11 protein-coding genes are annotated in these 12,831 nt (G+C 70.8%); 3 read left to right on the forward strand and 8 right to left on the reverse strand.

What is annotated here, in order from left to right; translation table 11 throughout:
* The first annotated feature begins 5 nt into the window (after window positions 1-5).
* Complete coding sequence (locus VMS22_10975) at window positions 6-2,333, forward strand: Smr/MutS family protein (GenBank protein ID HXJ34542.1); 2,328 nt, start codon at window positions 6-8, stop codon at window positions 2,331-2,333.
* Window positions 2,334-2,482: 149 nt separating this feature from the next.
* Here the strand turns inward: VMS22_10975 and hslO are convergent, their stop codons facing one another.
* From hslO to glmU, 4 genes are all read right to left on the reverse strand, one after another.
* Window positions 2,483-3,352, reverse strand: a complete 870-nt coding sequence (gene hslO / locus VMS22_10980; protein ID HXJ34543.1) for an Hsp33 family molecular chaperone HslO — start codon at window positions 3,350-3,352, stop codon at window positions 2,483-2,485.
* A complete protein-coding gene (locus tag VMS22_10985) occupies window positions 3,345-5,024 on the reverse strand; it encodes a cytochrome c biogenesis protein CcdA (GenBank protein ID HXJ34544.1) in 1,680 nt (559 codons plus the stop codon). The genes hslO and VMS22_10985 overlap by 8 nt, the downstream gene beginning before the upstream one ends.
* A gap of 11 nt (window positions 5,025-5,035) precedes the next feature.
* Window positions 5,036-6,250: a 3,4-dihydroxy-2-butanone-4-phosphate synthase gene (ribB, locus tag VMS22_10990; GenBank protein HXJ34545.1), complete on the reverse strand. Its 1,215-nt coding sequence runs from the start codon at window positions 6,248-6,250 to the stop codon at window positions 5,036-5,038.
* Window positions 6,251-6,593: 343 nt separating this feature from the next.
* The gene (glmU, locus tag VMS22_10995; protein ID HXJ34546.1) at window positions 6,594-8,105 is read right to left on the reverse strand and encodes a bifunctional UDP-N-acetylglucosamine diphosphorylase/glucosamine-1-phosphate N-acetyltransferase GlmU; all 1,512 of its coding nucleotides are present in this window, start codon (window positions 8,103-8,105) and stop codon (window positions 6,594-6,596) included.
* An 87-nt stretch (window positions 8,106-8,192) separates the two neighbouring features.
* Between glmU and VMS22_11000 the strand changes: the two genes are divergently transcribed.
* On the forward strand, window positions 8,193-8,774 hold the full coding sequence (locus VMS22_11000; GenBank protein HXJ34547.1) for a L,D-transpeptidase: 582 nt from the start codon (window positions 8,193-8,195) through the stop codon (window positions 8,772-8,774).
* The gene (locus VMS22_11005; GenBank protein ID HXJ34548.1) at window positions 8,774-9,205 is read left to right on the forward strand and encodes a GFA family protein; all 432 of its coding nucleotides are present in this window, start codon (window positions 8,774-8,776) and stop codon (window positions 9,203-9,205) included. Before VMS22_11000 ends, VMS22_11005 begins: the two co-directional genes overlap by 1 nt.
* A 7-nt stretch (window positions 9,206-9,212) precedes the next feature.
* Here VMS22_11005 and msrA read toward each other — a convergent pair whose 3' ends face one another.
* The 4 genes from msrA to VMS22_11025 form a co-directional block, all read right to left on the reverse strand.
* A complete protein-coding gene (gene msrA / locus VMS22_11010; protein ID HXJ34549.1) occupies window positions 9,213-10,328 on the reverse strand; it encodes a peptide-methionine (S)-S-oxide reductase MsrA in 1,116 nt (371 codons plus the stop codon).
* A 110-nt stretch (window positions 10,329-10,438) separates the two neighbouring features.
* Window positions 10,439-11,566 (reverse strand): SGNH/GDSL hydrolase family protein, encoded by a 1,128-nt coding sequence (locus VMS22_11015; protein ID HXJ34550.1) that lies wholly within the window; start codon window positions 11,564-11,566, stop codon window positions 10,439-10,441.
* Between the two features lie 250 nt (window positions 11,567-11,816).
* Window positions 11,817-12,143 (reverse strand): hypothetical protein, encoded by a 327-nt coding sequence (locus VMS22_11020; GenBank protein HXJ34551.1) that lies wholly within the window; start codon window positions 12,141-12,143, stop codon window positions 11,817-11,819.
* 47 nt (window positions 12,144-12,190) lie between these two features.
* Window positions 12,191-12,751 (reverse strand): SCP2 sterol-binding domain-containing protein, encoded by a 561-nt coding sequence (locus tag VMS22_11025; protein ID HXJ34552.1) that lies wholly within the window; start codon window positions 12,749-12,751, stop codon window positions 12,191-12,193.
* Window positions 12,752-12,831: the final 80 nt, after the last annotated feature.

A 12,831-nucleotide genomic window follows, 5' to 3' on the forward strand; every position in this document is an offset into this window, starting at 1 on the left:
GGCGCTTGCGGCCGCGCGACCTCGAAACCCTCGAGCTGCCCCGTGTGCTCGACGCCGTCGCGGCGCACGCACGCTCCGCCGCCGGCCGCGACGTGGTGCGTGGTCTGCGGCCCACGGCCGACCCGCTCGAGGCCGAGCGTCGCCTGCGTGTGACGGCGGAGCTGATCGCCCTCGCGGCCGAGGATGGACGCATCCCGACCGCGGACGTCCCGCTGCTCGGGGCGGCCCTCGCCGCCGCGACGCCGCACGGCGCCGCGCTCGAGTCGCGCCGGCTGGTCGAGATCCGCGACGTCATCGGCGTCTCGCGGCGCGTCGCTGCGGCCCTGCGCCGCGATCCGGCGCGCCATCCCACCCTGGCCACGATCGCCGACACGCTCGTGGACCTTCGCGATCTGCGCACGACGCTCGCGCGGACGATCGACGAGGCGGGGCAGATCCGCGAGGATGCGAGCCCGTCGCTCGCCGCGATGCGCGCCAACTGCCGCGAGCTCCGCGCCCAGCTCGAGAACCGGCTCCTCGGCGTGGTCCGCGATCCATCGCACGGCGACGTCGTCGCCGACCAGTACGTGACCGTCCGCAACGGCCGCTACGTGGTTCCGATCCGCGCCGCAGCCGCGTGGTCGTTCGGCGGGGTGGTGCAGGATCGGTCGGGCTCGGACGAGACCGTCTTCGTCGAGCCCCTGTTCGCGGTCGAGCTGAACAACCGTCTCCTGCTCGCCTCCAAGGAGGAGGAAGCCGAGGAGCGGCGCGTGCGCGCCGAGCTGACCGATCTCGTGCGCGTGAACGTCGACGCGCTGGGCGCGCTCGAAGCCGCGCTCGCCACCGTCGACGCACACGGCGCGATCGCCGCCTTCGCCGCCGCCCACCGTGCGACGCGCCCGACGCTCGGCGCCGGCGACGTCGTGCTGCGGGCCGCGCGTCATCCCCTGCTCGAGCTGGCCGGGCGTCCCGTCGTACCCGTCGACCTGGTCCTGGGCGCGACGCAGCGCGGCCTCGCCATCACCGGGCCGAATGCGGGCGGCAAGACCGTGGCCCTGAAGACCCTCGGCCTCTCCGCGCTCCTCGCCCAGACCGGGCTCTTCGTGCACGCCGCCGAGGGGTCCCGCCTGCCCTGCTTCGGCGCGGTGCTCGCCGACATCGGGGACGCGCAGTCGATCGAGCGCGACCTCTCGACCTTCACCGCCCACGCGACGAACCTGGCCGCCATCGCGGCCGGCACGGGACCGGGGTCGCTCGTCCTCCTCGACGAACCGGGCGCCGGGACCGACCCGGTCGAGGGCGCCGCGCTCGCCGTGGGCGTGCTCACCGACCTCCTCGAGCGCGGGCCGTACGTCGTCTTCACGACACACTTCGCGCAGGTGAAGACGTACGCGCTGTCGGAGCGGGCGATCGAGGTCGCGGCGTGCGACGTCGACGCGGAGACCGGCGCGCCGCGCTACCAGCTCGTCTACCACTCCGTGGGCCAGAGCTTCGCCCTGCCGATCGCCCGCCGGCACGGCGTTCCACCGCGGGCGATCGAGGTGGCCGAGCGACTCCTCGTCGGCGAGAGCCAGGACCTCGCCCGCGCCCTCGCCCGCCTCGTGACTACGCGGCGCGAGCTCGAGCGCGCCAAGGACGAGATGGCGGCGGAGCGCGCGCGGCTGGCCGCCGCGCGTGCGGAGTCGGAGCAGCTCGCGAACGACCTGCGCGCGCGCCAGCGGGACCGCTGGAACGAAGACCTCGAGGCGTCTCGCCGTTTCGTGCGCGAGATCGAGCGCAAGGGCCGTGCCGTCATCGAGGAGCTGCGGGCGCGACCGGAGCCCTCGACGCTGCGAGCCTTCGTGCGCGACGCGACCGGCGAGATCGCGACGCATGCGCCCGCCTCGCCGGAGGCACCGCCGCCCGAGCAGCCGCTGCGCATCGGCGACTTCGTCGAGGTGCTCGGCGGCAGCATCCGCGGCGAGCTGGTCGAGATCCACGGCGAGCGCGCGCGCATCCAGCGTGGCGGTCTCCGCTTCGAGGTGGCGACCAACCAGCTCCGCCCGGCCAAAGAGGCCCCACGCCCCGGCCGCATCGCCGTGCAGGTCTCGCCACCGCCCGAGGCCGATCACGAGCGCGGCGAGATCAACCTGATCGGCCAGCGCGCCCGCGAGGCGATCGACGCGCTGGCGGGATTCCTCGACCGCTCGGTGCGCCTCGGCTTGTCCGAGGTCCGCATCGTGCACGGCGTCGGGACCGGGGCGCTCCGGCGCGCCGTGCAGGAGTTCCTCGCCGCCAGCCCGTACTGCGTCAAGTTCCGCGACGAGGAGCCGGCGCGCGGCGGCGGCGGCGTGACCGTGGTCGAGCTCGACTAATCCGCCCCAAGACTACGTCTTGGGGCGGGGTCGAAGGCGAGAGTGGGGCGTTCGTGGCACGCGCGACCGGTATGCCGCGGCCAGCGAAGCTGGCGCGGCAGGCGTGCTACGCACGACGAACGTGGGGTGTACCGGACTCGACCGTGCTCTCAAGTCGACAGCAGTGCACCCAGCTCGCCTTCGGTGACGACGTAGGTGGTGCTGCAGAATTCGCAGACCGCTTCGGCAGGGCGGCCTTCGGCGATGAGCGCTTCGATCTCGCCGCGACCCATGGCGAGGATCGCGGCCTGCACGCGGCGGCGGCTGCAGCGGCACTGGAAGCGGACGTCGCGCTCGTCGAGGACGCGGCCGGGCATGCCGGCGAGGAGCTCGGCCAAGATCGCCGCCGGCACCAGCAAGGTGCGAACGAGATCGCTCGGCGCCGGCGCACGCTCGACGCGCGCGGCGACGCGCGCGAGCACGTCGGGATCGGCGCCCGGCATTCCCTGCAGGAGATAGCCGCCCGCGGCCCGCACCTCGCCGTCGCTTCCGACCAGGACGCCGACGCCGACCGCGGAGGGCGTCTGCTCCGAGGTCGTGAGGTAGCTCGCGACGTCGATGCCGATCTCGCCCGACACGAGCGGCACGACGCTGCGGTAGATCGATCCACCGGCGAGCGGGACGCGCATGACGCACAGGACGCCGCTGCCGAGCGCCCCGCCGACGTCGAGCTTGCCGCCGCGCAGCGGCACGTCGGTCTTCGGTCGATAGGCGAACCCGCGCGTCGTCCCCTCCGGCGTCGCCTCGGCGAGCATGCCGCGCAGCGGGCCGTCGCCCGTGAACTCCATCGAGAGCCGCTCGTCGCGCTTCACGGTCGTCGCCAGCAGGAGCGACGCCGTGAGCGCACGCCCGAGCGCCGCCGTCGCCGTCGGGAAGGTGCCGTGACGCACGCGCGCCTCGTCGCAGAGGTCGGTGGTGACGGCGGCGACGCCGCGCACGGCGCCGTCGTCGGTGAGAATGCGCGCCAGCCGATCAGCCACGCTGCGCTCCGGACATCGCCACCTCGCGCAGGGCGCGATGGAAGTCCGGCGCCTCGACATAGCCGACGAAGCGCCGGCGCTCCTCGCCGTGGGCGTCGAGCAGCACGTAGGTCGGGACGCCGGGGACGCCGAAGCGCGACATGAGCGCCGCCGTCCCGTCGTCCTCCTCGCTCACGTCGGCCTTGAGCGTCGCGAACTCTCGCGCCGCCTCGACGACCTCCGGATCGCGGAACGTCGTACGCTCCATCTCGCGACACGGGATGCACCACACGGCCTGGAAATCGATCAGCACGGGCCGGCCCGCGTCGCGGGCCTCGGCGAGCGCGCGGTCCGAGAACTGGCTCCAGGCGATCGCGACCGGCGGCTCGCCGACCAGGAGCGTCGCCGCGCCCGCGATCGCAACGGCGACACCCGCGGCGCGGCGGAGCCATCGGAGCGCGGGATGTCGTACGACCCCCATGAACCCGAGGACGAGCCCGCCCCCGATCATGAGCGCGGCCCGTCCGAGCGTGACGTCCTGCGGTCGCAAGAGCGGCGTCGCGAAGTGGAGCGCGAGCCCGAGCAGCAGGAACCCGAACAGGTGCTCCATCCACACGAGCCACGCGCCGGAGCGCGGCAGCCGCCGCACGCGCTCGGCCACGAGCGCGAGGCCGAGGTACGGCAGCCCCAGCCCGACCCCGAGCGCGGAGAAGAGTGCGAGGCCTTCCGGCACGGATTGGCGCGCACCGACGTAGAGCAGGAGCGCCGCGACGATGGGTCCGATGCAGGGTGCGGCGACGACGCCCATCGTCAGCCCCATGAAGAGCGCGCCGAGCGCGCCCTCGCCCGTCCGGCTCGCCCACTGCATGATGCCCGACGGCATGCGGAGCTGGTAGAGGCCGAAGTTGCTCGCCGCGAGGACCACCATGAGGGTCGCGATCGCGCCCAGCACGGCGGGCTTCTGCAGCGCCGCGCCGAAGAGCGATCCCGTGAGCGCCGCCGTGGCACCCAGGGCCGAAAACGTGAGGCAGATGCCGAGCACGTAGGCGACGGCGCGCGCCGGGGCGCCGCGCTCGTGCCCGGTCGTGCCGCCGAAGAAGGCGACCGTCACCGAGATGAGCGGGTACACGCAGGGCGTGAGGTTGAGCGCCATGCCGAGGAGGACTACCCACGCGAGCGTCCCGGCCCAGCCGAAGCGGGCGATCCACTGCTCGACCTCGTTGCCGGCCGCCGGCGCCGACCGCGTTGCGCCCGGCGCAGCGGCCGCGCGCGTCTCGGCAACCAGCTCGAGCGTACGGGGCGGCAGGCAGGTGGTGTCGTCGCAGGCCTGGAAGCGCAGCTTTGCGCGCACGGGGGTGGGCTCGGTTGCCGCGCCTTCGAGCGGCGCCTCGAAGCGCACCTTGCCCTCGTAGAGCTCGAGCGCCTTGCCGTCCGAGAACTCGAGCACCCTCGACACCGACCGTGGCCAGACGATCGGCCCCACGTGCAGGCCGGCAGGCGGCGTCAGGTCGAGGGTCGTCGGGATGAGGAAGCGATCCTTGGGATCGTGGGCGTTCACGTGCCAGCCCGCCGCGACCGTCATCTCGACCACGGCGCGCGCGCCGTCGATCCGCATGACCGCCGTCACCGGATCCGCCGCACGTGCGCCGGAGGCGACGAGCGTCGCAGCCAGCACGACCCACCGAAGACGCATCACGATCGGCCTCAGCGCAGCGGAAGCACCTTCGAGCCGCGCGGCTCCGCGTGGGAATCGGCGGCCGTCCCGTCAGATGTGGTCGCAGCCGCCACCGTGAGCGGCACCCACTCGACGATCTCGAGCCCGTAGGCCGGCAGGCTGACCAGACGGAGCGGGTTGTTCGTGAGCCAGCGGATCTTCCGCACGCCGATGTCGTGCAGGATCTGCGCGCCGATGCCGAAGCCCCGGAAGATCGACGAGCGCGGTGAGAGGAAGCCCGTGCTGGGCGGCGTCGGGTTGCCCTCGGGCAGCGAGAAGAGGTCGAGGCCGCGACCCGTGCGGCGGAGGTACAGGATCACGCCGCGTCCCTCGGACGCGATGCGCTCCATGGAGCGATGGAGGAGGTTTCGCGTGTCGCGCTCGCGATAGCCGAAGATGTCGCCCGGGAGGTATTCGATGTGCGGGCGGACCAGGACCGGCTCGTCGGTCTTCACGTCGCCCTTCACGAGCACCAGGTGCTCGTGCTCGTCGATGTCCGTGCGGTACACGAGGGCGCGGAACTCGCCGCCGTAGCGCGTGTTGAGCGGCGCCTCGGCCACGCAGTGCACGAGCGTCTCGTGACGGCTGCGATAGCCGATCAGGTCGGCGATGGTCGCGATCTTGATGCCGTGCTCGCGCGCGAAGCGTTCGAGGTCCGGGAGGCGCGCCATGGTTCCGTCCTCGTTCATGATCTCGCAGATGACGCCGGCGGGCACGAGACCTGCGAGCCGCGCCATGTCGACGACGCCCTCGGTCTGCCCGGCGCGCACGAGGACGCCGCCGTTGCGGGCGCGCAGCGGAAAGACGTGGCCGGGCGAGACGATGTCGTTCGGCCCCGCGTCGGCGCGGATGGCGGTGCGGATCGTCGTCGCGCGGTCGATCGCCGAGATGCCGGTGCGAACGCCGTGGCGCGCGTTGATCGACACCGTGAAGGCCGTCCCGAGCGGGGCCCGGTTCTCGCGCACCATCATCGGGAGCCCGAGCTGATCGCAGCGGTTCTCGGTGAGCGCCAGGCAGATGAGCCCGCGACCGTAGGTCGCCATGAAGTTCACGTGCTCGGCCGTCACGCGCTCGGCGGGGACGCACAGATCGCCCTCGTTCTCGCGATCCTCGTCGTCCATGAGGATGATCATGCGCCCGGCGCGGAACTCTTCGAGCGCCTCCTCGATCGGCACGATGCTGCTGCCTTGGCGGCGGCGAGGCATGCGGGGCCGATCATAACGGCGGCGTCCCGCCGAGGCTAGCAGAGCCGGACCGGCCGAACCGCGGGACGGGCTACCCCGCGAGGCGGGGATGTGTCTGCGCGAATTGGTCAACTTCTCGCCTATTCCACCCCAGGGGTGGGTGCTACGCGTGGAGCGTACGATTCATCCACCCGCGCAGCCGCGCCCGCGCGACGAGGCATGCGCACGACGTAGGCGGGAACGCGTTCATCTCCGCGAAGATCGACCTGCCGAAGCCGTGCTTCGCTCCGATCGTCTTCATCGTGGCGGGCGACGAAGACGATTGGCTCGCGGTGACGGGTGTCGGCCCGCGCCCCTCGATCGACTAGCGCCGCCGTCGGACGCGACGCGAGACCTTGCGTGCCTTGATCGTTCGCTTGCTCTTGCCCGCGCGCCGCGGCGCGGGCTTCGCCGCCGCCGGCGTGGGCTGCTCGCCCTCGGCCCATGCCCGGCGGCGCGTGACCCATCCCTCGAGGACCCGCGGCGGCGTGCGCGTGACGACCAGCGCGCCCGCCGGCACGTCGCGCGTGACGGTGGTGCCGGCGCCCACGTAGGCGTCGTCGTGCACCGTCACCGGCGCCACGAGCTGCGTGTCGCTGCCGATCTGCACGCGCGCGCCGATGATGGTCTTGCTCTTCTTGCCGGTCGAGCCGTCGTAGTTGCAGGTGATCGTGCCGGCGCCGACGTTCGAGTCCGGCCCGACGTCGCAGTCGCCGAGGTAGGTGAGGTGGTTCGCCTTCGTGCGCGCCCCGACGTGGGCCTTCTTGGTCTCGACGAAGTTGCCGATGTGCACGTGCTCGGCGAGATCGGTGCCGGGCCGCAAGCGCGCGAACGGGCCGATGATGGCGTCGTCGCCGACGCGCGCCTCGTCGACCACGCATGCGAAGCGGACGTGGACGCGATCGCCGAGCGTGGCGTCGGTGATGAACGCCGTGCCGTCGATGCGGCAGCCCACGCCGATGCGCGTCTTCCCGCGCAGGACGACGTTCGGGCCGATCACGGTGTCGCGTCCGATCTCGACCTCGGGGCCGACGTATGCCGTCGCCGGGTCTTCGAAGGTGACGCCCGTCTCCATCCAGCGGCTCGTGATGTCGGCTCTCAGATGCGCCTCCATGCGCGCCAGCTCGGCGCGCGTGTTGATGCCCGCGACTTCCTCCGGGCGCTCGAGCAGCACGCTCGCGATCGTGCGCCCGGCCGCGGCCGCGAGCCCGACGACGTCCGTGACGTACAGCTCGCCCTGCGCGTTGTCGGCGCGCAGCTCGCGCAGCAGCGGAAAGAGGAGCGACGCACGAACACAATAGAGCCCCGGATTGACTTCCTTGATCTCGCGCTCGGCGGGGGATGCGTCCCGGTGCTCGACGATGCCGCGCACGCGCCCGCCCGCATCACGCAGGATCCTGCCATAGCTCGTGGGGTCCTCAAAGCGCATCGTGACGAGCGTCAGATCCGCGTTGTCCGCACGATGCGTCTCAACGAGGCGCCGCAGCGTCGCCGTCGTCACCAGCGGAACGTCGCCGTTCATGACGAGGACGTCGCCGTCGAAGTCCTCGAGCGCCGGCGCCGCGCACTGCACGGCGTGGCCCGTGCCGCGCTGCTCGGCTTGCAGGACCGTCCGGATGGGCAGACCCGACGCCGCGGCCGCGGCCCGCATCTCGTCGCCCTGGTGGCCGACCACGAGCACGACGCGTGCCGGCGAGAGGGGCGCGAGGGCTGCGAGCGGATAGCGCACGAGCGGGCGGCCGCCCAGCTCGTGCAGGAGCTTCGCGCGGCCGGAGCGCATGCGCGTTCCGAGTCCCGCCGCCATCACGATCGCCGCAAGTGGTCGCTGCGCCGGCACGGGGGCGCGAGCTATCACATGCTTTCGGGCTTTGCAGCCGATTGCACGCGCACGGCTTTGCGGAAACAATGTCGAACGGAGCGGATCATGAGTCGGATCAGGTGGGGACGGGGGTGGATGGCGGCGGCGCTCGTGGCGATGCTCGCCGCGTGCGGCGTCCACAAGGGATGGAACGGGCCGCCACCGCCCGCCGACGAGGATCGCCTCGACTGGGCCGCCGACGAGCCGTATTTCGTCGTCGTGCGGACGTGGTGCCGCACGCTCGACGTCTACGTGCGCGGCGAGCGCGTCCGCAGCTACCCGGCGGTGTTCGGGCTGGGCGGCCCGAAGGGAAAGCTGCACGAGGGTGACCGCAAGACCCCGACCGGGCTCTACGCGATCGTCGACAAGCGAGAGCACGATCGCTGGCACCAGTTCCTGCTGCTCGACTACCCGAACCTGCAGGACGTCCAGCGCTACTGGACGGCGCTCGACTCCGGCCGGATTCCGATGCTCGACAACCACTACGCGGGCGTCGGCGGTGCGGTCGGCATCCACGGCACCGACAGGCCGCGCCTGAACGAGAGCAACGTCGACTGGACGTGGGGATGCATCTCGCTCGCGAACGACGACGTCGACGAGCTGGCGGGCATGGTGCCGGTCGGCACGCCGGTCCTGATCGAGGACTGATGGATCCGCTGGACGGCGGCTGCTGCTGCGGGTCCGTCCGGTATCGCATCCGTTCCGTCTTCGACGCCGGCTACTGCCACTGCACGATCTGCCGGCGGTTCGGCGCGCCGGTCGCGGCGTGGATCGCGGTCCCCGAACCGGACTTCCAGCTCGTCCGCGGCACGCCGCGCGCGTTCCGATCGTCGTCGTTCTTCGCGCGTCACTTCTGCGCCGACTGCGGGACGCACGTCTTCGGCACCGACGCGCGCGAGCCGCAGCCGAAGGTGGGCGCGCGGCTCGTGTCGGTGGCCCTCACGACTCTCGACGAGCCGGGGCGCGTGCGTCCGGCGATCCACCAGTGGTGGGCGAATCGCCTCCAATGGCTCGACGTGTGGGACGAGCTGCCGCACGTCGACGACGGGACGCTGCCGCATCCGAGCGCACGCGGCTGACGGGCGGCTACTTCGCCGGTGGCGGTGCCGGCGGCGTCTCCGTCTGCGGCGGCGCGGGCTTCGACGCAAAGAGCTTCGCGTACTGACCGTACCCCTCGGCTTCGAGCCGATCGGCGGGAATGAAGCGCAACGACGCCGAGTTCATGCAGTAGCGGAGCCCCGTCGGCTTCGGGCCGTCGGTGAAGACGTGCCCCAGGTGCGAGTCGGCGTGCGCCGAGCGCACCTCGGTGCGTGGCCAGATGAGCTTGTAGTCCTTGACCTCCTTCACGTTCGCCGGATCGATCGGTCGCGTGAAGCTCGGCCAGCCCGTGCCGGAGTCGAACTTGTCGAGCGAGCTGAACAGCGGCTCGCCCGACACGACGTCGACGTAGATGCCGGGGCGATGCTCGTCCTCGTACTCGTTGTGGAAGGGCGGCTCCGTCGCCGCGTGCTGCGTCACCTCGTACTGGAGCGGCGTCAGCTTCTGCTTGAGCGCCGCGTCGCCCGGCTTCTTCCACGTCGCCGGATCGAATCCGGTCTCGGGCTGCGGCGCGGAGCTGCCCCAGAGCTCCTTCAGGCGCGCGTCGCGGCCGCACCCCCAGCGATAGTAGGCGTACCGCACCGGGTTCTTGTCGTGGTAGCGCTGGTGGTACTCCTCGGCCGGCCAGAACGTGCTCGCTGGAACGATCTCGGTCACGATCGGCCGATCGAACTTCTTCGAGGTCTCGAGGGCACGCTTGGACGCCTCCGCGAGCGCCTTCTGCGTCTCGTCGTGGTAGAAGATCGCGGAGCGATACTGGCGGCCGTGATCGCAGAACTGCGCGTCACGCGTCAGCGGATCGACGTTGTGCCAGAACACGTCGAGCAGCTTCTCGTAGGAGATCCTGGTGGGATCGTAGACGATCTCGACCGACTCGGCGTGGCCGGTCCCGCCTTCGGAGACCTCCTCGTAGGTCGGGCGCTCCTTCTGCCCGCCCGTGTAGCCGACCGTCGTCGCGAGCACCCCGGGAAGATCCTCGAACGGCGGCTGCATGCACCAGAAGCAGCCGCCCGCGAACGTTGCCGTCGCCCGGGCGCCCGACTCGGCGGCGCGGAGCGGCGGAGCGAGCAGCAGCAGAGCCAGCAGGATCGTCCCTCGCAGCATCGTGGTTCCTTCCGGAACCCATACGATGCCACGAGGCCGCGCTGGTGTCGCCTGCCGTCCAGGCTAGCTGTTCTGTGCCTGGACTCGTTTGCAGCATCGAAGCAATAGCCTCAATTGGCGTCGGTACGTCGGGGTGGGGGACGACGGCCGATCAGTGACGCGACGAATGGCTCCAACGCGTTCGCGACCACTTCGTGGCCTGCCTCGTTCCAGTGTGCATCGCTCGCGTAGCATCCCGAATCGTGGGTGGATCGGTAGTATGCCTTGAACGTCGGGGCGAGTGACATCCAGGGCACACCCTCGCGCTCGAACAGCGCGCTCAACCGTCTGTAGGGGTAGTCGTAGTCCCACTTTGCATTTCTCAGGATCTCGTATTGCGTCTCGAGCACTCTCATACGGGGATCGTACTCGGCCGCATACGGGGCGAGCACAACCCCGAGCCGTGCGCCTGCCCGAGTCACGTTGTCCTTCAGTTTTCGCAGGAGATGTTCGGATGTCACCCACGCTTCAGTCCATGCGGGGGTGGACGGTTCCCTGTAGACACCCAGCATCTCCGGGACGCCGTCGTGAAGCGGTGGACCACTTGGATGCGCGCACCATCGTCTCGTGAGTTCCTGCGCCGCTGAGATCTCAAGCGATCGCACGACGCGCGAGCGTTGCCACAACAGCTGGGGAGTCGTGGAGGCCACGAAGTTCGCTGCGTACTCCATGCCGGCACACGCCCGGAGAGCCGCCGACGGAGGACGTGCCCTGAGCCAAGGTTTCGGCGGGAGGCCGTGTGGGTTCAGCAAGAAGAGTCGCGCGCCGTTCTCCAGCACATCGTTGCCAATGAAGAACACGAGAATGACGACATCAGGCGCGTACCGGCGCCCCGTCGACTTGAATGCGCGGACTTCATTGTCTGTCGAGTAACCCGACACCCCAGCGTTCAGCATCTCGACTCCGAGGTCGTTCTCGATGCGCGCCAGAAATGTGTCCGCCAGCTCGACCTGGAGAGCCTCGACGAACGAATCGCCGAGAACAAGGACCCTCGAGGCGCCGTCGGTGTTGCGGTAGGAGCGCTCGCGGTCGCGTTGGCCGAGACTGTTGATGACGATCGGCCGCCGCGCGACGAGGCGATCTTCCGCGCAGATTTGTTTTTCTCCCCGACCGTTCGGGATCAGTCCCCAACCGACAATGCGACTCGGGCGCCAGAGCGGTGGTGTCCCGGTGCAGGGAGAGACGGGGAGAAGCGACACGGCGCCTTCCAGGAGACCAATTCCCGCGACAAGACCCAGAAGGAGAGCGCAGCCAAGGAGCAGATGCCTGATCCACGAAGCTCCGCGCACTTCGTATCCTGTATGTTGCCCACGCCGAATCCTCAAAGGGTCGCGCGGGGTAGCGCTCCCAAGCATTGATCTCAGACGCCAACGCCCCGTCGTCCCCCACCCCGACGTACGACGCTAGGCTGCGTTCAGGCGCAGCTCGAGTGATCGGCCGGCGCAGCCCTCACTCCAAGTCGCGGAACGCGCGGCAGAGGCGCTCGTTCGCCAGCGACAGTCCCGTTTCCTCCGAGATGACGCACGAATGGCCGGGGTCGCCCGCCGGCATGGGGACACCGCGACCGAGGGTGAACGACACCGCTTGGGCTCCGGCCAGGCCTGCTGGGAAACGCGGAATGCGTCGAGAGTTGAAGCGCAGCGCGACGAATCCCGCGCCGACGAGCGCATCGGCGACCGCGACCACGACGCTGCTGTCCATGTCGCCGCCGTACTGCGGGTGCGGATGGCAGACGACCGCCGCGCCGCGTGGCGAGCCCGCCGGCTCGTGCAGCACGGCTTCGAGACGCCGCGGCGCCTCGCCGATCGTGAGCGCCGTCGCGGTCAGGCGGTCAGCGCGGCGATCTGCATCATGAAGGCCATGTCGCCCTCGATGCGAAGCCGTCCCGTCATGAACGCTTCCTGCCCGTTCAGACGCCCTTCCTGCATCGCGACGAAGTCGACGAGCTTCATCTTCAGCACGGTGCGCGGCGCCTCGCCGCCGTTGAAGCACATCTCGATCTTGAACGGGTCCATGCCGTCGCGCGCCAGCTCCTGAGCCACCGTGCCCTTCATCTGCTTCACGCGCCCGGTGTTGTCGGGGCGCCCGGGCCGATTCTGCGGCAGGAGGATCGCGATCGTCGCGCCGTTGCGGCCGAGGATCGCGTCGCCAAAGTCGTCGGCCGAGAGCGTGAACGTGATGATCGCGTCGTGCCGGCCCCTGTTGGTCGAGAGCTGTCCGTCCTTGATGGTGACGGCCCACTCGCCGCCGCCGTCGCCCGTGAGGACGTACTGCATGGTGAAGTCCTGTGGCACGGCGCCGCCGGCGTCGCGCTGCGCCTGGAATCCCGCCGGCAGCAGCTCAACGAAGAACTGCTCGGGGGTCACGCTCTCCTGATCGGCCATGATTCGATACCTCCTTCGGGCGGATGGTCATCCGTCATGCCACCGGCCGGGCGTCCCCGGCAACCCGTGGCGAGCGAGCG

Source organism: Candidatus Eisenbacteria bacterium (assembly GCA_035577985.1).
GTDB lineage: Bacteria > Desulfobacterota > Binatia > DP-6 > DP-6 > DATJZY01.

Coding starts and splice junctions, on each gene's coding strand:
- VMS22_10985 (HXJ34544.1), bottom strand. CDS start 5,024: ATGCGTCTTCGGTGGGTCGTGCTGGCTGCGACGCTCGTCGCCTCCGGC.
- ribB (HXJ34545.1), bottom strand. CDS start 6,250: ATGCCTCGCCGCCGCCAAGGCAGCAGCATCGTGCCGATCGAGGAGGCG.
- VMS22_11000 (HXJ34547.1), top strand. CDS start 8,193: ATGAGTCGGATCAGGTGGGGACGGGGGTGGATGGCGGCGGCGCTCGTG.
- VMS22_11005 (HXJ34548.1), top strand. CDS start 8,774: ATGGATCCGCTGGACGGCGGCTGCTGCTGCGGGTCCGTCCGGTATCGC.
- msrA (HXJ34549.1), bottom strand. CDS start 10,328: ATGCTGCGAGGGACGATCCTGCTGGCTCTGCTGCTGCTCGCTCCGCCG.
- VMS22_11025 (HXJ34552.1), bottom strand. CDS start 12,751: ATGGCCGATCAGGAGAGCGTGACCCCCGAGCAGTTCTTCGTTGAGCTG.